The following is a 25715-nucleotide window of genomic DNA, read 5'->3' as shown; positions in this document are numbered from 1 at the left end:
AACAAAAGGGCCCGGCAGCAGTGCCGGGCCCTTTCTCTTGGATATCTACTGATTTGCAGTGAGCCTGGGTCAGCCCTGCTGCTCGGCCGCGTAGAGTGCGGCCCCGATAATGCCCGCCTGATTGAGGCTGGCCGCCGGAATAAGCGGCGCCCGGGTCTCGATGCGATCGACAAACTTATCCAGCTTGGCTGCGCTGCCGCCCCCCAGAATGAATAGGTCGGGGGAGAAGAGAAACTCGAGGCGCGCCAGATACTTGTTGAAACGCTTGCCCCAGCGGTTCCAGGAGAGATCTTCCCGTTTGCGCGCCGCATCGGAGCAGTAGTGCTCGGCGACCATTCCTTCCAGCATCAGATGGCCCAGCTCGGTGTTGGGCAGCAGATGGCCGTTGACGAAGATGGCGGTGCCGATGCCGGTGCCGACCGTGATGAGGATGATGACCCCCTTGCGATCCTTGCCGGCGCCAAAGCGCATCTCGGCCAGACCGGCGGCATCGGCATCATTCAGCACATAGCAGGGCTTGCCGGTGACATCGGCAAACAGATGCTCGGCATCGGTTTCGATCCAGCTCTTGTCGATATTGGCGGCACTCTTGGCAACCCCGTTGTGGATGGTGGCGGGAAAGCCGCAGCCCACCGGTCCTTTCCAGTCGAAATGTTCGACCAGCGCCTTGAGGGTATGGGCGATGGCGGCCGGGGTGGCCGGTTGCGGTGTGGCAATGCGATGGCGCTCGCCAATCAATTCGCCGGTTTTGGTATCGACCAGACAGCCCTTGATCCCTGAGCCTCCAATATCCACTCCCAACATATGCATCAGTGTTGTCCTTGTTGTGTGCCGACCAGTTTGCAGTGACCACGCTGTTATGGGCACTGCAGGTCGGCAGAGCATGAAAAAAGTGCTGCAATCCGGCAAGGGGCAGATCACTTATGCGTGATCCGACAGACCTTTTTCGATGCAGCGGATCAGCAAACGGGTCTTCTTGTTCTCTTCATCCTGACGCCGGGCAAGGGTGGCCAGCGCCCATTCGATATGTTCGGCCACCATGGGATCGGCGGTGGTCAGCCCCAGTTGCAGGGCCGCGATCACCTCGGGGGTCGCCGGGCCATTGCCAAGGGCGACTGCCAGATTGCGGCGCCAGCGCTGGTAACCGATGCGGCGGATCGGGCTCCCTTCGGTTTGCTTGAGAAAGTCGCTCTCGCTCCAGCACCACAGCGCCAGCAGGGGCGGGCGGTGCAGGCTTGGGCGGGGGCTAAAATCGGGTTCCGGGCTGGCATCTGCGTAGCGATTCCAGGGGCAGATAAGCTGGCAGTCGTCGCAGCCGTAGATGCGGTTGCCCATCAGGGGCCTGAACTCTTCCGGAATAGGACCGTCGTTCTCGATGGTGAAATAGGAGATGCAGCGGCGGCCATCCACCACATAAGGGGCAACAATGGCGCCGGTCGGGCAGATGTTGATGCAGGCGACACACTTGCCGCACTGCTCCTTCTCCACTGGCTGGTCGAGCGGCAGCGGCAGGTTGAGCAACAGCTCACCGAGAAAGAAGAAGGAGCCGGCCGATTCGTTGAGCAGCAGTGAGTGTTTGCCAACCCAGCCGAGGCCCGCCTTGGCTGCCAGTGGCCGCTCGAGGATGGGGGCGGAGTCTACGAAGGGGCGCCACTCACCCAAGGTCTCTTCAGTGCCTTGAAACAGCTCAGCGCAGCGCGCTTCGATGCGATCACCCAGCTGTTTGAGCCGGTTGCGCAGCACCTTGTGGTAGTCACGGCCGAGGGCATAGCGGCTGATATAGCCGAGGGTCGGATCGCGCAGGGTGGCAGCAAAGCCTGCCTCGAACGGCAGGTAGTTCATCCGCACCGACAACACCCGCACCGTGCCCGGCAGCAGCTCGTGGGCGCGCGCCCGCATCATGCCGTGACGTGCCATGTAATCCATGCTGCCGTGATAGCCCGCATCCAGCCAGGCCTGCAATCTCGGCTCTTCGATACGCAGGTCGGTGTCGGTGATGCCCGCCTGGTCAAATCCTAGCTCCCGTGCCCAGAGCTTGATATCGTGGGCCAGCTGGTGGAAGTCAGGTGCGCTCATGCGGCTTGGCCTGGCTGGCGTTTGCTGGCGTGGGTCGATTGATAAGAGGCGGGAGCCGTCATGGTAGAGATCATCAGGGGCGCGTTGGGCACAAAAGAGGGCGGCAGTTTACCACAGGGGCTGTGGCAGACTGAACAGATCCACACACTGGAGCGCAACTGGGTCGCGCATGAGGGGCAACCTCTCTATGCCCTGATGGAGCGAGCCGGTGCCGCGCTGCGCACCTATGCCACCCTGCATTGGCCCGACAGTCGCTGTTGGTGGATTTTCGTCGGCCCCGGTAATAACGGCGGTGATGGCTATGTACTGGCCCGCCTTGCCCGCCAGATTGGCATCGAGGTGGTGGTGATTGCCGCCAGAGCACCCGACCAGCTGAAGGGGGATGCCAGACGGGCCGCCGATGAGTGGCTGGCGGCCGGTGGCCGGGTCTGGCTGGCCGAGCAGTTTGATGGGGACCAGCACTCCACCCCGGATCTGGTGGTCGATGCCCTGCTTGGCACCGGCGTCAACACCTCCCTCTCGCCACTACTGACAAAGATCGTCGCAACAATCAATGGCTTGGCTGTGCCCGTGCTGGCGGTGGATCTCCCCTCCGGCCTCAACGGCGATACCGGCCGTGCCATGGGGGCCGTGGTGCAGGCCACTCGCACCCTCACCTTTATCGGTATCAAGCAGGGGATGCTCACCGGCGACGGGGTGGATTGCGTCGGCCAGCTCGACTGTGATCCCCTTGGCGTCACACCTGATGACACTATGCTGCCCGCCGCCTGGCGTATCGATTATCCGCTGCTCTGCACGCAGCTGACCCCGCGCCCGCGCGCTTCCCACAAGGGCTCTTATGGCAAGGTGCTGCTGGTGGGGGGCAATCGCGGCATGCAGGGGGCCATCGTGCTGGCGGCTCGCGCCTGCCTGCGGGCGGGGGCCGGGCTGGTGCGGGTGTGTCAGCATCCGGAACATCCGCCGGTCAGCCTCTATCAACCCGAACTGATGAGTCTCACTACCGCTGATGACGAGGGGTGGGCGTCGGTGCGGGTCATTGGCCCCGGGCTCGGTCAGGATGAGTGGGGAAGCGCGCAAATCGCCCGTTATCTCACCGACCGGCTGCCACTGGTTTTGGACGCCGATGGATTGAATTGGCTGGCGCAATCTCCCCGCCATCAGGATAATTGGGTGCTCACGCCCCATCCCAGCGAAGCAGCGCGCCTGCTGGGATGCTCCATTGCCGAGATTGAAACCGACCGGTTTGCCGCCGTGCAGGCGCTGCAGCGGCGTTATGGCGGTGTGGTGTTGTTAAAAGGGGCGGGAACACTTATTTATGACGGCGAGCGGGTCGCTCTCTGTTGTGAAGGCAATCCCGGCATGGCAAGTGGCGGCATGGGCGATCTGTTATCTGGTATAATCGCCGCCCTTTTGGCCCAGGGCTGGTCTGCCACCATGGCAAGCTGGCTGGGCGCCGTGATCCACGGCGAGGCCGCAGATCAGGCCGCCGCTGACGGCGAGCGGGGCATGCTGGCGTCAGATCTGCTGCCGCTGATCCGCAAACTGGTTAATCCCGACACCATTACAAGTTAAAAAGAAGAACATGGCAAAACAGTTGATGATGACACTGCCGGACGAGGCAGCAACCGTGGCACTGGGTGGCCGTCTGGCACAGGCCTGCCAGCAGGCGACCACAGTGTTTTTGCATGGCACGCTTGGCGCCGGTAAAACCACCCTGACCCGCGGCTGGGTGCAGGGCCTTGGCCATCAGGGCAAGGTAAAAAGCCCGACTTACACTCTGGTCGAACCCTATGAGCTCGATGGTTGGCAGGTCTACCATTTCGATCTCTATCGCCTGGCTGATCCGGAAGAGCTGGAATTCATGGGCATTCGGGACTATTTTGCCGCCAACACACTCTGTCTGGTGGAGTGGTCCGAGAAGGGCGAGGGCTGGTTACCGGCTCCCGACCTGGAAATTACCCTCACTTATGTAGGCGAGCAGCGCGAGGTTCTGATAGAGGCTCGCACTGCTATTGGCGAAGCCATTCTGGAACGGTTGTCATCTACGTGCGCTTGATCCTTGTTATTGCTCTCTCTTTGATGGCGTTACCCTCTTGGGCGAATCAGCTCAAGAGCGTACGAATCTGGCCATCACCGGATAACACCCGGGTGGTGCTCGATATGAGCAGCGCCCCCAATTACAACTACTTCACCCTCACCGGCCCGGATCGGCTGGTAATCGATCTGAAAGGGGCGAGCAACGCCGCCAATCTGGCCCGGATCGAGAACAACAGCGAACTGGTGCGCAAGATCCGCCAGAGCACACCGCTGGAGAAGGGCGGTCTGCGGCTGGTGATGGATCTCAGCTCCGCCATCAAGCCGGTGGTCTTTCCGCTGGCGCCAGCCGGGCCCTATGGTCACCGTCTGGTCATCGACCTCCCTTATGAAGAGAAGCGCTCGGCGGCAGCAGTGCAATCCACGCCTGTCGGTGGCAAGGGCAAGGGGGTGGTGATTGCCATCGACCCGGGCCACGGTGGGGAAGACCCGGGCTCCATCGGCCCGCGCCGTACCTACGAGAAGCGGGTCACGCTGGCGGTCTCCCAGAAGCTGGCGGCACTGATCGATCGTGAACCCGGGATGCGTGCCGTGCTGACCCGTCGTGGCGACTACTTCGTCGATCTCAACAAGCGCTCCGAGATTGCCCGCAAGGCCAAGGCGGATCTGCTGGTCTCTATCCATGCAGACAGTTTTCATAACTCGACTCCGCGCGGCGCCTCGGTCTGGGTCTTGTCGACCAACCGTGCCAACCGAGAGATGGGCAGCTGGCTGGAGAAACAGGAGAAGCAGGGCGAGCTGCTGGGCGGTGTCGGCAAGGTGTTGGCGGAATCCGATCCCAACCCCTATCTGGCACAGACCTTCCTCGACCTCTCCATGGACAAGTCCCGTGCCGAAGGATATGACGTCAGCCGCCAGATCCTGCGCTCCATGGGCAAGGTTGCCCGACTGCACAAGAAGGCGCCGGAGCATGCCAGTCTGGCGGTGCTGAAGGCGCCGGATATTCCCTCGGTGCTGGTGGAGACCGGTTTTATCTCCAACCATGCGGAAGAGAAGCTGCTGGCCACCGCCAGCTATCAGGACCAGCTGGCCCGCGCCATCTTCGAGGGGATCCGTAACTACTACCGCGCTCACCCGACCAAGGGGGCCATGCTGACCGGCAAGGGGCAGGTGAGCCAACCTGCCGCTACTCGCCCTGCACCGGTAGCCCGGCAGCCGGTGAGCCAGCCCTGGCAGGCACAGTCGCAGCCGGTAGTGACCAACAAGATGCCCGCCACCGCCCGCGACGGCGGTGCTGGGAGCGGCTCTGGCGCCGGGGTGATCAAGCCTTACTCGGCTGCAGCGCAGGAGAGCGGTGCACCGGTCAGCAGTGTGGGGGACTATGACAAATCGCGGATGCTCCGCCATGTGGTCAAACGGGGCGAGAGCCTCTCTCGCCTTGCCGAGAAGCATGGAGTGAGTCAGTCCACTCTGGTGGAGATCAACCAGCTGCGCAGCCGGGATATTCAGATTGGTCAAACAATCTATATTCCCCAGCAAGGGCAGAGCCGCGCTGCCGCCCCCGTTCGCAGTGACGACAAGTCGCAGATGATCCGCCATGTGGTCAAGCGGGGCGAGAGTCTCTCCCGCCTTGCCGAGAAACATGGGGTGAGTCAGGCTCGACTGGTAGAGATCAACAAGCTCAAGTCGCGGAATATCCAGGTAGGGCAGGTGCTCTACATTCCGCAAAACTGACGCGCGGGAGCGGGCGATGCCGCTCCCGCTGTTAGCGAATACCATCAGCAAGATTGAAATTCAGGAGTCAGCGATGCCGATCCGTATATTGCCCCCTATCCTTGCCAACCAGATTCCGGTTGGTGGAGAGGTGGTGGAGCGGCCCTCCTGGAGCCTTAAGAGACTGACCATCAGCAAGATTGAAATTCAGGAGTAAATGATGCCGATCCGTATTTTGCCACCCATTCTGGCCAACCAGATTGCAGCCGGAGAGGTGGTGGAGCGGCCCTCTTCTGTGGTGAAAGAGCTGGTGGAGAACAGCCTGGATGCGGGGGCCGACCGGGTCGAGATCGACATCGACAAGGGGGGCGCCAAGCTGATCCGCATCCGTGACAACGGTTGTGGCGTCGCCAAAGACGAGCTGGTGCTGGCGCTATCGCGTCATGCGACCTCCAAGGTGGCCACGCTGGATGATCTGGAAGGGATCAACAGCCTCGGTTTTCGTGGCGAGGCGCTCGCTTCCATCAGCTCGGTCTCCCGTCTCACCTTCACCTCCCGTACCGCCGAGCAGTCCGAGGCTTGGCAAGCCCAGGCGGAAGGGCGGGAGATGAGCGTCACCATCAAGCCGGCGGCCCATCCGGTGGGCACCACGGTGGAGGTGGTGGATCTCTTCTTCAATACCCCCGCGCGGCGCAAGTTCATGCGCAGCGAAAAGACCGAGTTTGCCCATATCGATGAGCTGGTGCGCCGCATCGCGCTCTCCCGCTTCGATGCCACCCTGATCCTGCGCCACAATGGCAAGGTGGTGCGCCAGTACAAGGCTGCCAATACCGTGCCGGAGCAGGAGCGACGTCTCGCCGCCGTTTGCGGCACTCCCTTCATGCACCATGCGCTGGCGGTGGAGAGCGAGCATAGCGACGTGCGTCTGTGGGGCTGGCTGGCGACTCCGGAGGGGGCAAGACCGCAAAACGATCTGCAATACACCTATGTCAACGGCCGGATGATGCGCGACAAGCTCATCAACCACGCTATTCGTCAGGCCTATGACGAGTTGTTGCCTCCCGACCGCTTCGCCGCCTATGTGCTCTATATCGAGCTGGATCCCCGTCAGGTGGATGTCAACGTCCACCCGGCCAAGCATGAGGTGCGCTTCCATCAGGCGCGACTGATCCACGACTTTATCTTTCAGGCGCTGTTTACTGCGCTGCGCCGCAAAGGTGTCAGTGCCGCTCATCAGGATGCGCCGCTGGCCGAAACTCTGGTCGAGTTGCCGGTCAGTCCGCAGATTGAATATCCCGGTCAGGCACCACGTCCCGAATGGTACGGTGCCGAGCACAGCTACCGGGCACCTGCACAGGTGCGGGAGGGGGGCGGTGGGGCTGGCCGAGCCAGCAATTATCAACCGCCCGAGCCCCCAAGCCGGGAGGCGATGCGCGGCATGGGCGCTCTGCTAACTACGCTGCCTATCGAAGCTGAGGCTGCTCCTGTGCAGCCCACTGATCCAGTGCCGTCACCCAAACAGGGGGGATGTCGCGCCCTGACACTGGTGGAGCAGGCCTACCTGTTGATCGAGCGGGATAATCAGCTGGCCCTGCTTTCGCTGGTACGCGCTGAGCGTGTGCTGCTACGCCATTGGCTGCTGGAGACCTGGGGTCAGGGACTGGCGGCCCAGCCGCTGTTGCTGCCGGTCTCCTTCAAGCTGCCGAAGAATTTGATCGCGCTGGTGACCGAGCAGGAACGTTTGCTGAAACGGATGGGGCTGGAGTTGAAAAGCGGGGGGCGCGACACCATGATCCTGACTCGGGTGCCGGCTCTGCTGCGCCAGACCGATCTGGTGCGTCTGTTACCCGAATTGCTGCAAATTATCGAGGGCGGATCTGACAGTGATGCTGGTCAGCAGGCTGAAGTATTATGCCAATGGCTGGTGGAGCAGGGGATAAGCCGCGAGAAGATATACGATTTTTCAACTGCCAGTCGTCTGCTGACGGAACTTGTGATTGATTTCAGTGACCAACTGGCAGACATTCGCATGGTGCGTCCCCTTTCGTTGGCGACCGTGCTGGAGGAGTTTGAACATGGCGAGTGACTTGCCGACCGCAATTTTTCTGATGGGGCCGACGGCCTCCGGCAAGACGGATCTCGCCATTGAACTGTGCCAGGCATTGCCTTGCGACATCATCAGCGTCGATTCGGCGCTGATCTATCGCGGCATGGATATAGGTACGGCCAAGCCGACCGCCGATGAACTGGCACGTGCCCCGCACCGGCTGATCGACATTCTTGATCCCGCCATGAGCTATTCGGCTGCCGATTTTTGCAAGGATGCCCTGCGGGAGATGAAAGAGATCGCCGACCGTGGCCGCATTCCTCTGCTGGTGGGCGGCACCATGCTCTATTTCAAGGCGCTGCTGGAGGGGTTGTCCCCATTGCCCTCTGCCGATCCCGCCATTCGTGCCGGGATTGAGGAAGAGGCTACCCGCCTCGGTTGGCAGGCGCTGCACGATGAGCTGGTGCGCATCGACCCGGTGGCCGGTGCGCGGATCCACCCCAATGACCCGCAGCGACTCTCCCGGGCGCTGGAGGTCTACCGCATCAGCGGCAAGACCCTTACCGAACTGACGCAGGTGCAGGGGGAGGGCTTACCCTATCGGGTGCAGCAGTTTGCCATCGCCCCGAGCGATCGCGCCGTGCTGCATCAGCGGATCGAACAGCGCTTTGACAAGATGCTGCAAGGTGGCTTTGAACAGGAGGTTCGTGCGCTGATGGCGCGCGGCGATCTGACCCCGGATCTCCCCTCCATTCGCTGTGTGGGTTATCGCCAAATGTGGGACTACCTGTGCGGTGAAGTGGGGTATGATGAGATGCGTTATCGTGGCATTGTTGCCACACGCCAATTGGCAAAACGACAGATGACCTGGTTGCGCGGCTGGCCCGATGTGACCTGGTTGGAATCTGGTGAGTCTGGCAATCTCGACCGCGTGCTTGCTCGCGCTGGTGCGGCTTGACACTCCCTGTATAATCAGGTTGTTATATTGATATTCGGTGTTTAAAAACAACAAACTATAAGGAAAAGAAAAATGGCTAAGGGGCAATCTCTCCAAGACCCGTTTTTGAATGCGCTGCGCCGTGAGCGGATTCCTGTTTCTATCTATTTGGTGAACGGCATCAAACTGCAAGGTCAGATCGAGTCTTTTGACCAGTTTGTTATCCTGCTGAAAAACACCGTGAGTCAGATGGTTTACAAGCACGCCATCTCGACTGTCGTACCGGCCCGTGCCGTTAATCATCACCAGCCCACTCCGGGTGGCGCGGCTGATGATCAGGGTGATGCCGAGGCGTGATATCCCTGGGCGAGTCGACTCGCCAACTCAGATTCATCATGATTCCTGTTAAGGAGCAAGCGCTTGTTTGACCGTTATGAAGCTGGCGAACAGGCCGTTCTGGTGCATGTCAACTTCAGTGATGAGGGTGAGCGGGAGGATCTGGAAGAGCTCAAAATGTTGGTGAGCTCGGCCGGAGTCAATGCGCTGGGGGTGATCACCACCAGTCGTAGTGCGCCCAGCGCCAAATTTTTTGTCGGCAGCGGCAAGGCTGAAGAGATTGCGTCCCAAGTCCAGATGCTGGATGCTGACGTCGTCATCTTCAACCATGCCCTGACCCCTGCCCAGGAGCGCAATCTGGAGCGTCTGTTCCAGTGCCGAGTGGTGGACCGAACCGGCCTGATCCTCGATATCTTTGCCCAGCGCGCCCGAACCCATGAAGGTAAACTGCAGGTCGAACTGGCCCAGTTGCGCCATCTTTCCACTCGTCTGGTGCGAGGCTGGACCCACCTTGAGCGTCAAAAGGGCGGGATTGGTCTGCGTGGTCCGGGTGAAACCCAGCTTGAAACTGACCGACGTCTGCTGCGGGAACGCATCAAGGCGATTTTGCGTCGGCTCGACAAGGTGGCCAAGCAGCGGGAGCAGGGACGCCGCGCCCGCAACCGCAATGAAGTACCGACGGTGTCACTGGTTGGTTATACCAACGCCGGAAAGTCCACTTTGTTCAACCAACTTACAGCTGCCAGCGTGTATGCTGCCGACCAATTGTTCGCAACTCTGGATCCCACCCTGCGTAAACTGGTGATCCGGGATGTGGGTGATGTGATTTTGGCGGATACAGTTGGATTTATTCGACACTTGCCCCATGATCTGGTCGCGGCCTTCAAGGCGACCCTGCAGGAGACCCGTGAAGCGGATCTGCTGCTGCATGTGGTGGACTGTGCCGATGAGCAGATGCAGGAGAATATCGACTCCGTGCAGCAGGTGTTGGCCGAGATCGAAGCCGATGACAGGCCCCAGCTGATGATCTGCAACAAGATCGACAAGCTGGCGGATCGTCCGACAGGTCTGGAGCGAGATGACGAGGGGCGCCCGTTGCGCGTCTGGTTGTCGGCCCAGACTGGTGAAGGTTGTGAGCATCTGTTTACGGCGCTGACCGAATTGCTGGCTGGCTCCATGGTGCATCACACCCTGCAGTTACCTCCTTCTGCCGCGAGATTGCGCAGTGCGCTCTATCAGCTGAAAGGGATTGAGCAGGAAGGTTTTAGCGAGGAGGGTGATTTCGTGCTGGAAGTCCGCTTGCAAGTGGCCGACTGGAACCGCCTCGTGAAACAGGAAGGTGAGAGTTTACAACGCTTTATCAGGCATTGATTCGTTGATGAAGATGAACCCTTAGGGGCTTCGCGACGTATGACGGCCCGATAGAGATGATATCCATCCGCATGTATTAATGGAGACGCTGATGGCTTGGAATGAGCCTGGTAACAACGGCAAAGACCGTGACCCTTGGGGGAATAACGGCAAGAATCAGGGACCCCCTGATCTGGATGAAATGCTGCGCAAAGTGAGTCGCCGTTTCGGTGGCTTGTTTGGTGGCGGCAAATCTGGTGGCGATGTAGGTCGCTTTGGTATCTCCATCGCGTTGGTTGTGGCTGTGGTGGTGTGGGTCGTCAGCGGCTTCTACACCATTCGCGAAGCGGAGCGTGGTGCCGTGCTGCGGTTTGGCAAGTTTTCCCATATTGTCGAGCCGGGCCTGCGCTGGAAGCCGACCTTTATCGATCAGGTGATCCCGGTGGACGTCGAGTCCGTGCGCTCCCTGCCTGCCTCCGGTTTCATGCTGACTCAGGATGAGAACGTGGTACGGGTCGAGATGGACGTGCAGTACCGTGTGGTCAATCCCGAGCAGTATCTGTTCAGCGTGACCAATGCCGACGAGAGTCTGGGTCAGGCTACCGATAGCGCCCTGCGCTATGTAGTGGGCCATACCCGGATGGATGACGTGCTGACCACCGGTCGTGAGAAGGTGCGTCAGGAGACCTGGCAGGTGATCGATGGCATCATCGAGCCCTACCAGATGGGTCTGCAGATCGTCGACGTCAACTTCCTGCCGGCGCGTCCGCCGGAAGAGGTGAAAGACGCCTTTGATGACGCCATCTCCGCTCAGGAAGATGAACAGCGCTTCATTCGTGAAGCAGAAGCCTATGCCCGTGAAGTGGAGCCCAAGGCCCGTGGTCAGGTGAAGCGTCTGGAGCAGGAAGCGGAAGCTTACAAGTCCCAGATCGTGTTGAAAGCCCAGGGTGAAGTTGCTCGCTTCAACGAGCTGCTGCCCCAGTATCTGGCTGCCCCCGAGCTGACCCGTGAGCGTATCTATCTGGAAACGATGGAAGAGCTCTATCAGCAGGCCAACAAGGTGGTGGTCGACATGCCGGCTGGCAACAACAGCATGATCTACCTGCCGCTCGACAAGCTGTCTGGCAAGCTGAAGGTAACCCAGTCTGATCGTGCCACTGCCGCCCCGGTCACAGAGCAGGTCCCCGTTTCCAACGAGGGTGCCAACTCTACCCCGACAATGCCGCTGCGTAGCGGTGACCGCTTCAGCTCAGGGAGAAACTGATAGATGAAAAAGCTAGCTATTGGTGCAATCGCTGTCGCGGCCATGGTCTGCTTCTCCTCTGTCTTTATCGTTGATGAAGGTCAGAAGGGGATTGTGGTGCAGTTTGGCAAGGTGAAGCGGGTTGACTCCGGTGAACCCCGCCTCTATGAGCCGGGCCTGCATTTCAAGGTGCCGCTCATCGACCAGGTTCGCAAGATGGATGCCCGCATCCAGACCATTGACAGCCAGGCCGACCGTTTTGTCACCTCCGAGAAGAAAGACCTGATCATCGACTCCTACGTGAAGTGGAAGATCGAGGACTTCTCCAAGTACTACCTGGCAACCGGTGGTGGCAACAAGCTGCAGGCTGAAGATCTGCTCAAGCGCAAGATCAACAACGGTCTGCGTTCCGAGATCGGTAACCGCACCATCAAGGACATCGTCTCCGGTGAGCGCAGTACCGTGATGGAAGATGCCCTGAAGAAGATGGCACGCTCCTCCGAGCTGGGTATCAAGGTGGTGGATGTGCGGATCAAGCAGATCAACCTGCCGGTGGAAGTCTCCAACTCCATTTACCAGCGGATGCGCGCCGAACGTACCGCAGTCGCCCGTGAGCACCGCTCTCAGGGTCGCGAGAAGGCTGAAATCCTGCGTGCCGATATCGACCGCAAGGTGACCGTCATGATCGCCGACGCCGAGAGTAACGCTCGCCAGCTGCGTGGTGAAGGGGATGCGGAAGCCGCCAAGATCTATGCCGACAGCTACAAGAAAGACCCCGAGTTTTTCAGCTTCGTGCGTAGCATGGAGGCCTATCGCAAGAGCTTTGCCGGTGGCAACGACCTGATGGTGCTCAAGCCGGACAGCGAGTTCTTCCGTTACCTCAAGTCTCCTCACGGCACCAAGCAGTAATCGCCACGAGGTCACATTCAAAGGGTCTGCATTGTCAGACCCTTTTTGTTTTTGGTGCCAATGCCAGCCGTCGACCCAGGGGGCTGGTTGCATTGAAGGAGGTCGGATGCTGACATCCATGCTGATAGGTTTGGGATTGCTGCTGTTGTTCGAGGGGCTCGGCCCGTTGTTGATGCCCAGAGCATGGCAGCAGATGTTGCGGCTGCTGAGCGATCAGCCAGCGGAGCAGTTGCGCCGTATCGGCGGTTCGCTAGTGGTGGCGGGTAGCGTGATCCTCTGGATGCTGAGTCGCTGAGTCTGGCGCAATGCACTGTCCAGCAGATAGCAGACAATAAAAAAGAGGCCGAAGGCCTCTTTTTTCATGCATGTCGTTTACTCAGGCACTGCGCTGCACGGCCATGTGGGCCAGTGTTTCCAGCGCCTGTTTGTGCGGGGAGTCAGGCAGGATGGCGAGGGCGGCAATGGCCTTGTCGGCCTCTTCCCTGGCTCGCATGCGGGAGTACTCCAGCGCGCCGGTACGGTCGAGAATGCCGAGGATCTGCTCAAGATGCTCCATGCCGTTGCGGTGCTCGATGGCATCGCGCACCAGCTGGCGCTCTTCCGGCGTACCCACTTCCATGGCGCGCAGCAGCGGCAGGGTCGGTTTGCCTTCGGCCAGATCGTCGCCGACGTTCTTGCCCATCTCTTCGCTCTGGGAGCAGTAGTCCATCACGTCATCGATGATCTGGAACGCGGTGCCCAGATACTTGCCGTAATCGGTCATGGCCTGTTCGACGGGCTCGGGCTGATGGGTCAGCACGGCGGCGAGTCGGGTAGCGGCCTCGAACAGCTTGGCGGTCTTGCAGTAGATGACCGTCATGTAGCTTTCTTCGGTGGTATCCGGATCGTTGCAGTTCATCAGCTGCAACACTTCCCCTTCGGCGATGGTGTTGGTGGCATCCGAGAGGATCTCCATCACCCGCAGGTTGGAGAGTTCGGCCATCATCTGGAAGGAGCGGCTATAGAGGTAGTCACCGACCAGCACGCTGGCGGCATTGCCAAACATGGCGTTGGCGGTCTCCCGGCCACGGCGCAGGTCGGATTCGTCGACCACGTCGTCATGTAGCAGGGTAGAGGTGTGAATGAATTCGATGATGGCGGCCAGTTTCAGGTGATCCTTACCCTCATAGCCCAGCGCACGCGCAGCCATCACGGTCAGCATGGGGCGCATCCGTTTCCCGCCGGCGCTGACAATGTAGAAACCCAGCTGATTAATCAGACTAACGTCGGACTGGAGTCGGGCCAGGATCAGTTCATTGACCGCCGTCATGTCGGCGGCACAGAGCGCACGGATAGTCTGTTGGTCCATAAGTCTCGTAACGTGACAGCAGCAATAACTGCGATTTTAGTAATGGCAGGGATTCTACACGATTTCACAATGGGTTACAGTTAGGCGTTTATCCACGGCGGCAGATATGCGCACAAAATAAACTTTTTGCTAAATTGGCCTTGCCTGAGCAGATCGATTTGCGTAGAATGCCCGCCCATTGTTATAGGTTTTTGCGCATGTCTAGCCTTGAGCAAAAGACATGCCTTTACGGAGTTAATCAAATGTACGCGGTATTCCAAAGCGGCGGAAAACAACACCGTGTGGCCGAAGGTCAAATCGTTCGTCTGGAAAAGCTGAACGTTGAGACTGGCGCTACCATCGACTTCAACGAAGTTCTGATGGTTGCTGCAGGCGACACTTTTAAAGTAGGTGCTCCTTTCGTTGAAGGTGGCAAGGTTGTAGCTGAAGTTGTGGCTCACGGCCGTGGCGAGAAAGTGACTATCGTCAAGTTCCGTCGTCGTAAGCACCATCGTAAGCAAGCGGGCCACCGTCAGTGGTTCACTGAAGTCAAAATCACTGGCATCAGCGCTTAATTAGAGGAGTCCGATAAATGGCACACAAAAAAGCTGGCGGTTCATCCCGCAACGGTCGCGATTCTGAAGCTAAACGCCTGGGCGTGAAGCGTTTCGGCGGCGAAACAGTTCTGGCTGGCAGCATCATCGTTCGTCAACGTGGTACCAAGTTCCACGCTGGCACCAACGTTGGTCTGGGCAAGGATCACACCCTGTTCGCTACCGCGACTGGTAAAATCCTGTTCGAAGTTAAAGGTCCGCTGAATCGTAAGTACGTTAGCATCGTTGCTGAGTAATTACGGACCGCAAGGATCCGAAGCCCCGCCAACAGGCGGGGCTTTTGTTTTTCTGACGTCTTTCTGATGTCGTTGACGAAAAAACGGAACGCAGCTGACTTTGGCTCTGACGGGCATGATTGGCAAGATGCGTATCGCCCGCAGGGGTCTGTACCACTATAATTGCGTATCGGTTTTTCGAATTAAGGTGACGGTTACCTATGAAGTTTGTTGATGAAGTCCAGATTCGAGTCGATGCCGGTGACGGTGGTAACGGTTGTGTAAGCTTTCGCCGTGAAAAATATATTCCCAACGGTGGTCCGGACGGCGGTGACGGCGGTGACGGTGGCGACGTATATCTGATCGCCGACGAGAACCTCAATACCCTGATCGACTACCGTTTCGAGCGTTTCCATGCTGCCGAGCGCGGTGAGAATGGCCAGAGCGCCAACTGTACCGGTCGCCGCGGCAAGGACAAGATCCTGCGTGTGCCTGTCGGTACCCGGGCGACCGATGAGGATACCGGTGAACTGCTGGGGGATCTGACCCACCACGAGCAGAAGCTGCTGGTTGCCAAAGGTGGTTTCCACGGTCTGGGCAACACCCGCTTCAAGAGCTCCGTCAACCGTGCTCCCCGCCAGAAGAGCAACGGTACTCCGGGTGAAGTGCGTACCCTGAAGCTGGAGCTGCTGCTGCTGGCCGATGTCGGCATGCTGGGTCTGCCCAACGCAGGCAAGTCTACCTTTATTCGCGCCGTTTCTGCGGCTCGCCCGAAAGTGGCTGATTACCCCTTCACTACCCTGGTACCGAACCTGGGTGTGGTGCGTGGTGAGAACTCCCGCTCCTTCGTGATCGCCGATATCCCGGGTCTGATCGAAGGTGCTGCCGAAGGTGCAGGTCTGGGTATCCGCTTCCTGAAACACCTCGAGCGCTGCCGCGTGCTGATCCACCTGGTGGATATCTGCCCGGTTGATGGCTCCGATCCTGCTGAAAATGCCGTGACCATCGTCAAGGAGCTGGAGAAGTACAGCCCGGAACTCGCTGGCAAGCCACGCTGGTTAGTGTTTAACAAGATGGACCTGATCCTGGAGGAAGAAGCCCAGGAGGTGATGGATCGCGTCAAGGCGGCCCTGAACCACGAAGGTCCGGTCTATGCCATCACTGCCATCAGCAAGGAAGGTACCAAGAAGGTCTGCTACGACATTCTGGATCTGCTGGATACCATGCCCCGTCAGCTGGCGGAAGATGCCAAAGATGCCATCGAGAAGGTGGAGTTCAAGTGGGATGACTACCACAAGAACCAGCTGGCCAAGGCTGAAGCGGAAGCACTGGCTGCCTCTCTTGCCTTCGATGAAGGGCTTGATGATGACGATTGGGATGACGACGAAGATGATGGCGTTGAAGTCATCTACGTCCGTGACTGATCCCCGTCACTCTCATTGAAAACCGGAGCCTGAACAGGCTCCGGTTTTTTTATGTCTATCGAGCAGCAACTCATTAGATATATTTGTGATATCACTTATTGCCTGCCACTGATAACCGATTATACTGCCCACCAAAATTAACAATAACGAAACAATCATCTGGCGATGTCGATTGAATCGATATGCGCCGCTGTATCTTATTGTTTTAATGGAAGGTTTGCCTGTGTAAATATTTATGCGCAGATTTCTGCATTAAGGGCTTGTTTGTGCATTTTTTTAGGGTATTCTTGCGCCCGTTTTGCCGGTTAATGCATGAATACGCAGGTTGGCCGGGCTAGGGAAAAGTAACATTAGGGCAGTCATATCATGTTGGAAAAGAGTCTCGAAGCACCTGCGGTCAATACTCGCCGTAATTTGTTGATGTTTCTGGTTCCGTCACTTATCGGGATCCTGCTGTTCATGACGCCGGTCGTCTATGACGGTAACGTCACCATCCCGGTGGCCGTGCTGGCCAAGCTGGTGCAGCGTGTTTTTGCCGATTATCTGGTCGCCATGGTCAGTGCGGTGATCACCACCACCATGCTGATGACGGTGATTGCCTGGTTGTTCAAGCCGGCGATTCTGGTGCGTCGTCCTTTCCTCAACAGCTTGTTCAATGTCTCCCCTTTCTGGGCCTGCGTGCGGGTATTGGGCGGTATCTTCGTGCTGCTGACCTTCTTCCAGGTGGGGTCAGAGGTGCTTTACTCCGGCGCAACCGGTGGACTGGTGCTCAACGATCTGCTGCCGGTGCTGTTTTCGGTCTTCATTTTTGCCGGCCTGCTGCTGCCGTTGCTGCTCGATTTCGGGCTGCTGGAATTTGTCGGCACCATGATGACCCGCATCATGCGTCCGGTGTTCCGGTTGCCGGGTCGCTCCGCAGTGGACTGCTTTGCCTCCTGGCTTGGCGATGGCAGCGTCGGCATCCTGCTGACCAGCAAGCAGTACGAAGGGAAGTTCTATACCCAGCGTGAAGCCGCGGTGATTGGTACCACCTTCTCTGCGGTCTCCATCACCTTCTGTCTGGTGGTGATCTCCCAGGTGAAGCTGGAGCACATGTTCGTCCCCTTCTACCTGACCGTCTGTCTGGCGGGGGTGGTTGCCGCCATCGTTGTGCCGCGTTTGCCGCCGCTCTGCTGGAAGAAGGACATCTATGCCGATGGCACTCCCCTGTGCCGCAAGCAGGAAGCAGTGCCGCACCAGCACAGCGTGATGAGCTATGGTTTCGAGCGTGCCCTGACCAAGGCTGACAGCATGACTGATCTCGGCGCCGTCGCGCGGGAAGGGGTGAAGAATGCACTGGATATGGTGTTTGGCGTGCTGCCGGTGGTGATGGCGATCGGTACCTGTGCCCTGATGCTGGCCGAGCACACCCCTATCTTCAACTGGCTTGGCGCCCCGTTCGTCCCCTTGCTGGAGCTGCTGCAACTGCCGGAGGCGGAAGCGGCTTCCAAGACCATCATGGTCGGTTTTGCCGACATGTTCATTCCGGCGGTGTTGGCCTCGACCATCGAGAGTGACATGACCCGCTTCGTGATTGCCGCCATGTCGGTGACCCAGCTGATCTATATGTCGGAAGTGGGCGCCCTGCTGCTGGGCAGCAAGATCCCGGTCAAGCTGTGGGAGCTGTTCGTTATCTTCCTGCTGCGCACTCTGGTTACCTTGCCGGTTATTGCCGGGGTGGCACACCTGCTGTTCTAAGGGCGCAGCGCAGTGAAAAACGGTCAACCTCGGTTGACCGTTTTTTTATGGCTTTTCCTCTTTTCTCCGGGCTTGATGGATGACGTGGGTTATTCGCAAAACGTTCTGCCTTGCAAGGTGTGGGTCATTCGCCGTGGGCTGAGTGTGGGTAACAAGAGAGAAGGGCCTGCGGGCCCTTGCTCATCAGTGTCCCTGCGGGTGGGGCTGTGCCAGCTTGCGGGGACACTGCACCAGCAGGGTATGGATGGTGAAGGTGCTGATCTGGGGGAAGCTCGGGCTAAATCCCCTCATCGGGTCGGTGCCCCCCATGCTCATCTGAACCTTGGTGAAGGTGTGCTGGCTGCGATCGGTTTCCTGATAGCCCTGCGGACAGCTCAAGCTTGCCTGTTGCTGGCAATCATCCGGCGCACTGCACTCGATCTGGAATCGTTGCAGCGAGGAATCTGCGGAGGTGAGCTCAGTGACAGTGGCGGGTGCGCAACCGGACAGCAATATACTGCCCAGCAGGACAATTCTCTGTGACATAAAAGGCGCGTGCTCTGTGGGACAAGAAAAGGGGGGAGCGTGCCGGCCGGACCCTTGGTATCCCGCGCCGGCCGCCCTATGGGTTAGCGTGACGTTATGCTCAGATCGGACACTGGATGGTTAACGAGTGGACCGTGTTGGCGATGCTATAGGGCTTGGCAGCTTGGTAGATTTTCTTCTCCTTGTCATAGCTTCCCCCCAGATACTGGGTGCTGTAGAGCGTCTGCTGGCGGCGGTCGGTTTCCTTGTAACCTTGCGGGCATGTCTGGTTGGCCTGCTGGAAGCAGGCTTTCATGCTGCTGCACTCGATGTAGAAGCCGCGCTGGCTGGGATCGGCAAGGTGCACCGGGGTGACGGTGGGGGTGGGGGGAGACAACAGGGCGCAACCGGAGAGCGTCAGCGCGCCCAGCAGAACGAGATGTTTTGACATAGATAACCTGAACAGTGTGGTGTGACAAAGAGTGAGGGGGAGTCTATTGCTCCCCCTTCGCTATAGGGGCACCGTTATAACCAGCCAGGGGCGCTCAGGCCAGCCCGCAAATGTAAGAAAATATGATCCACCCACGGGCTTGTGCAGCCAGCAGGATGAGCGTTCAAACAATACTTGCCTGAGATTTGTTCCGTTCGATTGCTGCCGCTTGGCAGGCAGAGTGTGGCAGGAGATAGTGATTCATTCAGGTATCCCGTGCTACATTGCCCCACTTGTTACTGGCCTGTAAATCAATGGAGTGACCCATGTCTGCCATCCCCTATTCCGTGCTCGATCTGGTGCCTGTTGCCGAAGGATCTGTGCCTGCCGAGTCGTTTCGCCGTTCGCGGGATCTTGCCCGCCATGCCGAGGGGTGGGGTTACCAGCGCTACTGGCTGGCCGAACATCACAACATGCCGGGCATTGCCAGTGCCGCTACCTCGGTGCTGATCGGCCATCTGGCCGAAGCCACCACCACTCTGCGGATCGGGGCGGGTGGCATCATGCTGCCGAACCACTCGCCACTGGTGATTGCCGAGCAGTTTGGCACTTTGGCTTCTCTCTATCCCGACCGCATCGATTTGGGCCTTGGTCGCGCCCCCGGTACCGATCAGCGCACCATGCGGGCGCTACGGCGTATGCGCAGTGGCGAGGTGGATGATTTCTCGGCCGATGTGCGTGAGCTGATGAGCTACTTTGGCGACGAGATCGGCGCGGTGCAGGCGGTGCCCGGCCAGGGGCTGCATCTGCCCATCTGGCTGCTGGGTTCCAGCCTTTACAGCGCGCAACTGGCGGCGGCGATGGGTTTGCCGTTCGGGTTTGCCTCCCATTTTGCTCCCGCCATGTTGCTGCAGGCGCTGGAGATCTATCGTAGCCAGTATCGCCCCTCTGCTCGCTGGCCCAAGCCCCATGCGGTGGTCTGCATCAACATGATCGCCGCCGACAGCGAGAAGGAGGCCCGCTTCCAGTTCACTACCGTGCAGCAGCAGTTCTTGCGCCTTCATCGCGGTGATGCGGGCAAGCTGCCCGCGCCGGTCGTCCAGCTTGGCGACGAGTGGGCACCTCGTGAGTTGATGGCGATGGAGCAGACCCTGGCCCGCTCTCTGGTGGGCGACCCTGAGCAGGTTCGTCACGGCCTCAAGGCGCTGCTGGCGGAAACCCGTGCCGATGAGCTGATGTTCAATGGGCCCATCGTCGATCATCAGGCCCGATTGCGCTCCTTTGAAATTGGCGCTGAGCTGATGCAGAGCCTGTAAGCCATGACGAACCCTACTGTCGCGGTGGATGGGCCGTATTGGAATCCCATGGTACCGGAGCTGTCGGTTACCGATCTGGCTCGATCTCTGGTTTTCTATACCGGTTTGTTGGGCTTCTCGGTCCGCTATCGGCGCGATGACCCTCCTTTTGCTTATCTTGAGCAGCAACAGATACAGCTGATGCTGGAGCAGGTACATCCGGCGGGTTGGCAGGTCGGGGCGTTGGAGCCACCGTTCGGTCGGGGGATCAATCTGCAGATGGAGCTGGCCGAGATCCAGCCGCTACTCGACCGATTGCAGGCCGCCGAGATTGCACTTTTCCGGCAGCCGACTGAGGTCTGGTATCCAGTGGGCGAGATGCTGGCCGGGCAGCGCGAATTTTTGCTGCAGGATCCCGATGGTTATCTGTTACGGTTTGTGCAATATCTGGGGGAACGAGCGGCTGACTGACAAGAACAAAATCTTAACCATCTGATTTTAAAGGACTGTCAGATGTATGTCGGCTATCTGTCGTGTCACCTTTCGCGGCGCAAGCCCTATGCTGGCCCTGTCAATTACCACAAGGAGTTCGAGATGATCGTCAGGAAGTTGAGATTGCAACGGGGTTGGTCCCAGGATCAGTTAGCAACGTTGACTGGTTTGAGTGTCCGCACTATCCAGCGGATCGAGCAGGGGCAGCAACCCGGACTGGAATCTCTCAAGGCCCTGGCTGCCGTCTTTGAACTCGATGTGGCTCAACTGGATGGATCAGAGCAACAGGAGCGCGAGATGAGAGGAAGTGACACTATGGGTCAGGATGCGGTGCAGGTATCGGCAGAGGAGCGGGCGGCAATGCGCTATGTGGAGGAGCTCAAGGGCTTCTATCACCATGCCGCCAGCTACGTGGTGGTGATCTGCGGGCTGTTTGTCATCAACTACCTGAGCAATCCGGAGTACATCTGGGCCTGGTGGCCAACCTTGGGGTGGGGGCTGGGGCTTGCCTCCCATGCTGTTCGGGTGTTTCAGCCCTTCAAGCTGTTTGGCCCCGAGTGGGAGCGGCGCCAGATTGAGAAGCGGCTGGGGCGCAAGTTGTAACCTAAGCAGCCCGGAAAACAGAGAGCCTAAAAACAGCAAGCCCGGCAACCAGCCGGGCTTTGTTATTGGAACGGGTTGTAGCCATCCGTGCGGCAGCAACCGCCAGATTGCTGCGTCCCCCCTAGCTGGCGTGAACCGGGCAGGGGGTGGCGATCAGGGCATCATCTTCGTAGCGCCAAAGGGTGAGGCTGTTGCCCCAGACGCAGCCGGTATCGAGTGCCTTGATGTCGCTCTTGCCGGTGTTGCCCATCAGCGCCGCCCAGTGGCCGAACACCAGAATGGGGTCATCTACGTGATGCTCGCGCTGCTCGAACCAGGGACGCAGCCCCGGGGTTGACTCCTTGGGGCCCTTCTTGCATTTGAAGTCGAGTCGGCCATCGAAGTAGCAGAAGCGCATCCGGGTGAAGGTGTTGATGATGTAGCGGTAGCGGTCGATCCCGACCAGATCATCTTTCCAGCCATCGGGCTGATCGCCATACATGTTGTGCAGCAGCCAGCTGTACTGGTCACCGCGCAGCAGGCTCTCTACCTCGCGGGCGCAGTTGCGGGCGGTGCGGACATCCCATGCGGGGGAGATCCCGGCATGCACCATCATGATGGGCAGATCCGGATGTTCGGCCAGTAGCGGGCGGTGGCGCAGCCACTCCAGCAGTTCATCCCGATCAGGGGCATCCATCAGGCTTTGCAGCTTGTCTTTCTTCTTGAGCGGTGCAACGCCATTAGCGACCGCCAGCAGGTGCAGGTCGTGGTTGCCGAGCACGGTAACGGCGCGGTTACCCAGCCCTTTGACAAAACGCAAGGTATTGAGTGAGTCCGGACCGCGGGCGACCAGATCGCCGCAGAGCCAGAGCACGTCTTGGTCGGGATCGAACGCGGCAAGATCCAGCAGACGGCGCAAGTCGTCGTAACAGCCCTGGATGTCACCGACAAAACAGTTCGCCATGAAACCTCAGTTGATAATATTGGGGATGGCCAGCGTGAAGGGGGCGATGGACGCCTCGAACTGCTGGCCAGAGCCATCTTGCAGGGTATAGCTCCCTTCCATCACCCCGAGCGGGGTCGCCAGCGGCACGCCGCTCTGGTAGCGGTAGGTCTCACCTTCGGCAATGACGGGTTGTTCCCCGACCACGCCCGGGCCTGCCACTTCCAGCATCTTGCCATTGGCATCGGTGATGAGCCAGCGCCGGTGCAGCAGTTGCACCGGGCCGGGTCCCAGATTCTCAATCTCGATCAGATAGTGAAACTGGTAAGGGTCTTTGGATTCCGCCACATATACGGGGTATGGGCGGATCTCGATGTGCGGGAGTGCCACAGGATCAGGCCTTTGGCTGATCTGCCAGCCAGTTGGCGATCATGACAAACTGCTCGAGGGAGAGATTCTCCGGGCGCAGGTTGCCATCGATACCAAGCTCGGTCAGCTGGGCGTCGGTGATGAAGTTGGAGAAGCTGTTGCGAATGGTCTTGCGACGCTGGCCAAAGCCTTCGGTACAGACGCGATTCAGACAACGAATGTCTTTTGCGACTATGGTCGGATTCTTGTGCGGGATCAGGCGTACCACGGCAGAGTCCACTTTCGGCGCCGGCTTGAAGGCGCCAGGGCCCACTTCCAGCACTGGCACTACCTGGCAGTAGTACTGGGTCATCACGCTCAGGCGGCCGTAAGCCTTGCTGCCGGGACCGGCGGCCAGACGCAGAACCACTTCCTTTTGCAGCATAAAGTGCATGTCTTCAACCCGGTCGGCAAACTCGCACAGGTGGAAGATAAGCGGGGTGGAGATGTTGTAGGGCAGGTTGCCGAAGATACGCAGTGGCCCCTTGCCTTCACCCATCAGGGTGCCGAAGTCAAAACGCATGGCATCCGCTTCGATAACGGTCAGCTTGTCCTTGAGGGTCGGGTGCTCACGCAGACGTGCCGCCAGATCCCGGTCCAGCTCGACCACGGTCATCTTGTCCATCTGGGAGGCGACCGGCTCGGTCAGCGCTGCCAGACCCGGGCCGATCTCCACCAGGTTCTGACCCGGCTGCGGATTGATGGCGGCCACGATCTGATCGATCACGTAGCGATCGTGCAAGAAGTTCTGACCGAAACGCTTACGGGCGGTGTGGCCCATGTGCACTTTGTTGCTCTGCACCTTACTGCTCATATCTTTTTTTCTCTACCATCTTGATGGCGTGGTTGATCGCGGTGATCAGGCTGCCCGAGTCGGCGAGGCCCTTGCCTGCCAGATCCAGTGCGGTGCCGTGATCCACCGAAGTGCGGATGAAGGGAAGCCCCAGGGTGATATTGACCGAACTGCCGAAGCCCTTGTATTTGAGCACTGGCAGACCCTGGTCGTGGTACATGGCGAGTACCGCATCCGCATCCTTGAGGTATTTCTCCTGGAACAGGGTGTCGGCCGGCAATGGGCCGACCAGATCGATCCCCTCCTGGCGCAGTGTGGCCAGGGCGGGTTCGATCACGTCAATCTCTTCACGTCCTAGATGGCCACCTTCCCCGGCATGAGGGTTGAGGCCGCAGACGTAAATACGGGGTTTGGCGATGCCAAACTTGGTGGCGAGATCCTCGTTGAGGATCCGGATCACCTTGCCGAGGCGATCCTCGGTGATGGCCATCGCTACATAGGCCAGCGGAATATGGGTGGTCGCTAGTGCAACCCGCAGTCCCTCGGTTGCCAGCATCATCACCACATCGGCGGTGCCAGACTGCTGGGCAAAGAACTCGGTGTGGCCGCTGAACGAGACGCCGGCCTGGTTGATGATCCCCTTGTGCACCGGTCCGGTCACCACGGCGGCAAATTCGCCGCTGAGGTTGCCATCGCAGGCGCGTTGCAGGGTCGCCAGCACATAGGCGCCGTTGCCTTCGTTCAGCTCGCCCGGTACCACGGGGGCTCCGAGGGGGACCGGACAGACGGTCAGGGTGCCCGCCCGCTGCGGATGAGCAGGGACTCCTGCATCGTAGGGCTCAAGCTCTATGGACAGCCCCAGCAGGGCCGCCCGCTCGCGCAGCAAAGCTGGATCGGCAATGACCACCAACTGGTGCGGCCAATCCTGCTGGGCAATCTGCAGCACCAGATCCGGGCCGATCCCGGCCGGTTCGCCCGGGGTAACGGCAAGGCGACGGCAGCTCATCAGCTCGCAGATCCTTCGACACGGATGTAAGCCTCATCACGCAGCTCATCCAGCCACGCCTGGGACTCTTCCACGAAGCGGCGGTTGTAGATCAGCTGATAGGCACGCTGTTCCAGAGCCTTGTCAGTGGCATCCTGGCTGCGACGATCTTCCACTTGGACGATGTGCCAGCCGTGGCTGGTGCGGAAGGGCGCGCTGATCTGGCCCGGTTGCAGGCGGTTAACCATGTCGCGGAACTCCGGCACATAGACGTTGGGGTCAGACCAGCCCAGTTCGCCACCCTGCACTGCAGAGCCCGGATCTTCGGAGTACTTCTCCGCCATGCTGGCGAAGCTGGCCTTACCGCTCTTGATGTCGTGCAGAATGCCGTCCAGCATCCCCTTGGCTTTCTCTTCGCTCAGGATGATGGAAGGCTTGATCAGGATGTGACGGGCCTTCACCTCGGTCTGCATCACCTGCTGCTGGCCCTTGGTGTCGAACACCTTGACGATGTGCAGACCGGCGCCGGAGCGCAGCGGGCCGACGATATCGCCCTTCTTGGCACCCTGTACCGCTTCGGCCATCAGGGTCGGCATCTCTTGCGGGCTCATCCAGCCCCAGTCGCCCCCTTCCAGCGCCTTGGGACCGTTACTCTCGGCAATGGCCAGTTTGCGGAAGTCGGCACCTTGCTTGAGGGCGGCCAGAATGCGCTCGATCTTGCTCTTGGCTGCATCCAGCTGGGCGGCGGTCGGGTTGTCCGGCAGTGCAATCTGGATATGGCCGACGTGGTATTCGTTCTGCTGTTGACCCTGTTTCTTCAGGATCTCCACCACTTGCTTCACCTCCTGCTCGGAGATGTTGATGCGACGGCGCACCTGGTTGCGGCGTACCTCGTTCATCAGGATCTCGCGGCGCACCTCTTCCCGATACTGGGCATAGGTCATCCCTTCACGGGCGAGCTGAGCGCGCAGCTGATCCAGGGTCATCTTGTTGTCGGCGGCGATGCCCTGAATAGCCTGTTCCAGCTGGGTATCGCTGATCTTCAGCCCCTGGCGCTCCGCCAGTTGCAGTTGCAGGCTCTCCTGGATCAGACGATCCAGCGCCTGTTTGCGCAGGGTGGCATCGTCAGGCAGGGACTGGCCGCTCTCCTGAGCGGAGAGCTTTACCTTGTTGACCAGTGCGTCCTGTTGGCTGGACAGCACCACGTCCTTGTTGACCACGGCCAGCACCTTGTCCATCAGCTCGGGCGCAGCCAGTGCGGCCTGGCTCATGGCACCGAACATTCCCGCGGTCAGCAGGGCAATCAGGGTCTTTTTCATAT

General features: G+C 59.4%; 28 protein-coding genes. 18 read left to right on the top strand and 10 right to left on the bottom strand.

The window, feature by feature from the left end; translation table 11 throughout:
• Nucleotides 1-69 precede the first annotated feature (69 nt).
• Together ppgK and queG are read right to left on the bottom strand one after the other, a co-directional pair.
• Nucleotides 70-810: a polyphosphate--glucose phosphotransferase gene (ppgK, locus tag LRL22_RS04640; RefSeq protein WP_005339062.1), complete on the bottom strand. Its 741-nt coding sequence runs from the start codon at nucleotides 808-810 to the stop codon at nucleotides 70-72.
• Nucleotides 811-921: 111 nt separating this feature from the next.
• Complete coding sequence (gene queG / locus LRL22_RS04635) at nucleotides 922-2076, bottom strand: tRNA epoxyqueuosine(34) reductase QueG (RefSeq protein WP_270904821.1); 1155 nt, start codon at nucleotides 2074-2076, stop codon at nucleotides 922-924.
• Between the two features lie 60 nt (nucleotides 2077-2136).
• Between queG and LRL22_RS04630 the strand changes: the two genes are divergently transcribed.
• The 11 genes from LRL22_RS04630 (at nucleotide 2137) to LRL22_RS04580 (ending at nucleotide 12940) form a co-directional block, all read left to right on the top strand.
• Complete coding sequence (locus LRL22_RS04630; protein WP_270904820.1) at nucleotides 2137-3648, top strand: NAD(P)H-hydrate dehydratase; 1512 nt, start codon at nucleotides 2137-2139, stop codon at nucleotides 3646-3648.
• A gap of 10 nt (nucleotides 3649-3658) precedes the next feature.
• Nucleotides 3659-4132, top strand: a complete 474-nt coding sequence (gene tsaE, locus LRL22_RS04625; RefSeq protein ID WP_005339056.1) for a tRNA (adenosine(37)-N6)-threonylcarbamoyltransferase complex ATPase subunit type 1 TsaE — start codon at nucleotides 3659-3661, stop codon at nucleotides 4130-4132.
• 23 nt (nucleotides 4133-4155) lie between these two features.
• Nucleotides 4156-5844 carry an N-acetylmuramoyl-L-alanine amidase gene (locus LRL22_RS04620; protein ID WP_270904819.1) on the top strand — a complete coding sequence of 563 codons (1689 nt, stop codon included), beginning with the start codon at nucleotides 4156-4158 and terminating at the stop codon, nucleotides 5842-5844.
• Nucleotides 5845-5860: 16 nt separating this feature from the next.
• Entirely contained in the window at nucleotides 5861-6040 is a 180-nt protein-coding gene (locus tag LRL22_RS04615; protein ID WP_159158265.1) for a hypothetical protein, read from the top strand.
• Nucleotides 6041-6043: 3 nt separating this feature from the next.
• Nucleotides 6044-7909: a DNA mismatch repair endonuclease MutL gene (gene mutL / locus LRL22_RS04610; RefSeq protein ID WP_270904836.1), complete on the top strand. Its 1866-nt coding sequence runs from the start codon at nucleotides 6044-6046 to the stop codon at nucleotides 7907-7909.
• Entirely contained in the window at nucleotides 7899-8828 is a 930-nt protein-coding gene (gene miaA / locus LRL22_RS04605; protein WP_270904818.1) for a tRNA (adenosine(37)-N6)-dimethylallyltransferase MiaA, read from the top strand. The genes mutL and miaA overlap by 11 nt, the downstream gene beginning before the upstream one ends.
• 72 nt (nucleotides 8829-8900) lie before the next feature.
• Nucleotides 8901-9164, top strand: coding sequence for an RNA chaperone Hfq (gene hfq, locus LRL22_RS04600; RefSeq protein ID WP_216980178.1), 264 nt, complete (start codon nucleotides 8901-8903; stop codon nucleotides 9162-9164).
• A 63-nt stretch (nucleotides 9165-9227) separates the two neighbouring features.
• Nucleotides 9228-10514 carry a ribosome rescue GTPase HflX gene (hflX, locus tag LRL22_RS04595; RefSeq protein WP_270904817.1) on the top strand — a complete coding sequence of 429 codons (1287 nt, stop codon included), beginning with the start codon at nucleotides 9228-9230 and terminating at the stop codon, nucleotides 10512-10514.
• A gap of 91 nt (nucleotides 10515-10605) precedes the next feature.
• Nucleotides 10606-11757 carry an FtsH protease activity modulator HflK gene (gene hflK / locus LRL22_RS04590; RefSeq protein ID WP_270904816.1) on the top strand — a complete coding sequence of 384 codons (1152 nt, stop codon included), beginning with the start codon at nucleotides 10606-10608 and terminating at the stop codon, nucleotides 11755-11757.
• Nucleotides 11758-11760: 3 nt separating this feature from the next.
• On the top strand, nucleotides 11761-12645 hold the full coding sequence (hflC, locus tag LRL22_RS04585; RefSeq protein WP_005339038.1) for a protease modulator HflC: 885 nt from the start codon (nucleotides 11761-11763) through the stop codon (nucleotides 12643-12645).
• Nucleotides 12646-12751: 106 nt separating this feature from the next.
• Nucleotides 12752-12940, top strand: coding sequence for a DUF2065 domain-containing protein (locus LRL22_RS04580; protein WP_270904815.1), 189 nt, complete (start codon nucleotides 12752-12754; stop codon nucleotides 12938-12940).
• An 81-nt stretch (nucleotides 12941-13021) separates the two neighbouring features.
• Here the strand turns inward: LRL22_RS04580 and ispB are convergent, their stop codons facing one another.
• Complete coding sequence (ispB, locus tag LRL22_RS04575; RefSeq protein ID WP_216949616.1) at nucleotides 13022-13993, bottom strand: octaprenyl diphosphate synthase; 972 nt, start codon at nucleotides 13991-13993, stop codon at nucleotides 13022-13024.
• 242 nt (nucleotides 13994-14235) lie between these two features.
• Here ispB and rplU point away from each other — a divergent pair, with 242 nt between their 5' ends.
• From rplU to LRL22_RS04555, 4 genes are all read left to right on the top strand, one after another.
• Nucleotides 14236-14547, top strand: coding sequence for a 50S ribosomal protein L21 (gene rplU, locus LRL22_RS04570; protein ID WP_005304210.1), 312 nt, complete (start codon nucleotides 14236-14238; stop codon nucleotides 14545-14547).
• 17 nt (nucleotides 14548-14564) lie between these two features.
• Nucleotides 14565-14822 carry a 50S ribosomal protein L27 gene (rpmA, locus tag LRL22_RS04565; protein WP_005339028.1) on the top strand — a complete coding sequence of 86 codons (258 nt, stop codon included), beginning with the start codon at nucleotides 14565-14567 and terminating at the stop codon, nucleotides 14820-14822.
• Between the two features lie 200 nt (nucleotides 14823-15022).
• Nucleotides 15023-16225 (top strand): Obg family GTPase CgtA, encoded by a 1203-nt coding sequence (gene cgtA / locus LRL22_RS04560; RefSeq protein ID WP_005339026.1) that lies wholly within the window; start codon nucleotides 15023-15025, stop codon nucleotides 16223-16225.
• A 366-nt stretch (nucleotides 16226-16591) separates the two neighbouring features.
• Nucleotides 16592-17962, top strand: a complete 1371-nt coding sequence (locus tag LRL22_RS04555) for a YjiH family protein (protein WP_270904814.1) — start codon at nucleotides 16592-16594, stop codon at nucleotides 17960-17962.
• Between the two features lie 183 nt (nucleotides 17963-18145).
• Here the strand turns inward: LRL22_RS04555 and LRL22_RS04550 are convergent, their stop codons facing one another.
• Both LRL22_RS04550 and LRL22_RS04545 read right to left on the bottom strand, forming a co-directional pair.
• Nucleotides 18146-18487, bottom strand: coding sequence for a hypothetical protein (locus LRL22_RS04550; RefSeq protein ID WP_270904813.1), 342 nt, complete (start codon nucleotides 18485-18487; stop codon nucleotides 18146-18148).
• 100 nt (nucleotides 18488-18587) lie between these two features.
• Nucleotides 18588-18917: a hypothetical protein gene (locus LRL22_RS04545; RefSeq protein WP_164537637.1), complete on the bottom strand. Its 330-nt coding sequence runs from the start codon at nucleotides 18915-18917 to the stop codon at nucleotides 18588-18590.
• Nucleotides 18918-19222: 305 nt separating this feature from the next.
• Here LRL22_RS04545 and LRL22_RS04540 point away from each other — a divergent pair, with 305 nt between their 5' ends.
• The 3 genes from LRL22_RS04540 (at nucleotide 19223) to LRL22_RS04530 (ending at nucleotide 21286) form a co-directional block, all read left to right on the top strand.
• Nucleotides 19223-20212: an MsnO8 family LLM class oxidoreductase gene (locus tag LRL22_RS04540; protein ID WP_270904812.1), complete on the top strand. Its 990-nt coding sequence runs from the start codon at nucleotides 19223-19225 to the stop codon at nucleotides 20210-20212.
• 3 nt (nucleotides 20213-20215) lie between these two features.
• A complete protein-coding gene (locus LRL22_RS04535) occupies nucleotides 20216-20662 on the top strand; it encodes a bleomycin resistance protein (RefSeq protein ID WP_107682585.1) in 447 nt (148 codons plus the stop codon).
• Nucleotides 20663-20785: 123 nt separating this feature from the next.
• Nucleotides 20786-21286, top strand: a complete 501-nt coding sequence (locus tag LRL22_RS04530) for a 2TM domain-containing protein (RefSeq protein WP_047436128.1) — start codon at nucleotides 20786-20788, stop codon at nucleotides 21284-21286.
• Nucleotides 21287-21407: 121 nt separating this feature from the next.
• Here LRL22_RS04530 and LRL22_RS04525 read toward each other — a convergent pair whose 3' ends face one another.
• The 5 genes from LRL22_RS04525 to surA are packed head-to-tail and all read right to left on the bottom strand — an operon-like array spanning nucleotide 21408 to nucleotide 25713.
• Nucleotides 21408-22229 carry a symmetrical bis(5'-nucleosyl)-tetraphosphatase gene (locus LRL22_RS04525; protein WP_113740483.1) on the bottom strand — a complete coding sequence of 274 codons (822 nt, stop codon included), beginning with the start codon at nucleotides 22227-22229 and terminating at the stop codon, nucleotides 21408-21410.
• Nucleotides 22230-22235: 6 nt separating this feature from the next.
• Nucleotides 22236-22598, bottom strand: coding sequence for a Co2+/Mg2+ efflux protein ApaG (apaG, locus tag LRL22_RS04520; protein WP_005341038.1), 363 nt, complete (start codon nucleotides 22596-22598; stop codon nucleotides 22236-22238).
• A 4-nt stretch (nucleotides 22599-22602) separates the two neighbouring features.
• Nucleotides 22603-23430 carry a 16S rRNA (adenine(1518)-N(6)/adenine(1519)-N(6))-dimethyltransferase RsmA gene (gene rsmA, locus LRL22_RS04515; protein ID WP_236348086.1) on the bottom strand — a complete coding sequence of 276 codons (828 nt, stop codon included), beginning with the start codon at nucleotides 23428-23430 and terminating at the stop codon, nucleotides 22603-22605.
• Entirely contained in the window at nucleotides 23420-24415 is a 996-nt protein-coding gene (gene pdxA / locus LRL22_RS04510) for a 4-hydroxythreonine-4-phosphate dehydrogenase PdxA (protein WP_216980183.1), read from the bottom strand. Before pdxA ends, rsmA begins: the two co-directional genes overlap by 11 nt.
• A complete protein-coding gene (gene surA, locus LRL22_RS04505; protein ID WP_270904811.1) occupies nucleotides 24415-25713 on the bottom strand; it encodes a peptidylprolyl isomerase SurA in 1299 nt (432 codons plus the stop codon). The genes pdxA and surA overlap by 1 nt, the downstream gene beginning before the upstream one ends.
• Nucleotides 25714-25715: the final 2 nt, after the last annotated feature.

The organism is Aeromonas sp. PI_26, assembly GCF_027854445.1.
Taxonomy (GTDB): Bacteria; Pseudomonadota; Gammaproteobacteria; order Enterobacterales; family Aeromonadaceae; genus Aeromonas; species Aeromonas veronii.
This window is presented reverse-complemented; position numbering and strand designations above follow the sequence as displayed.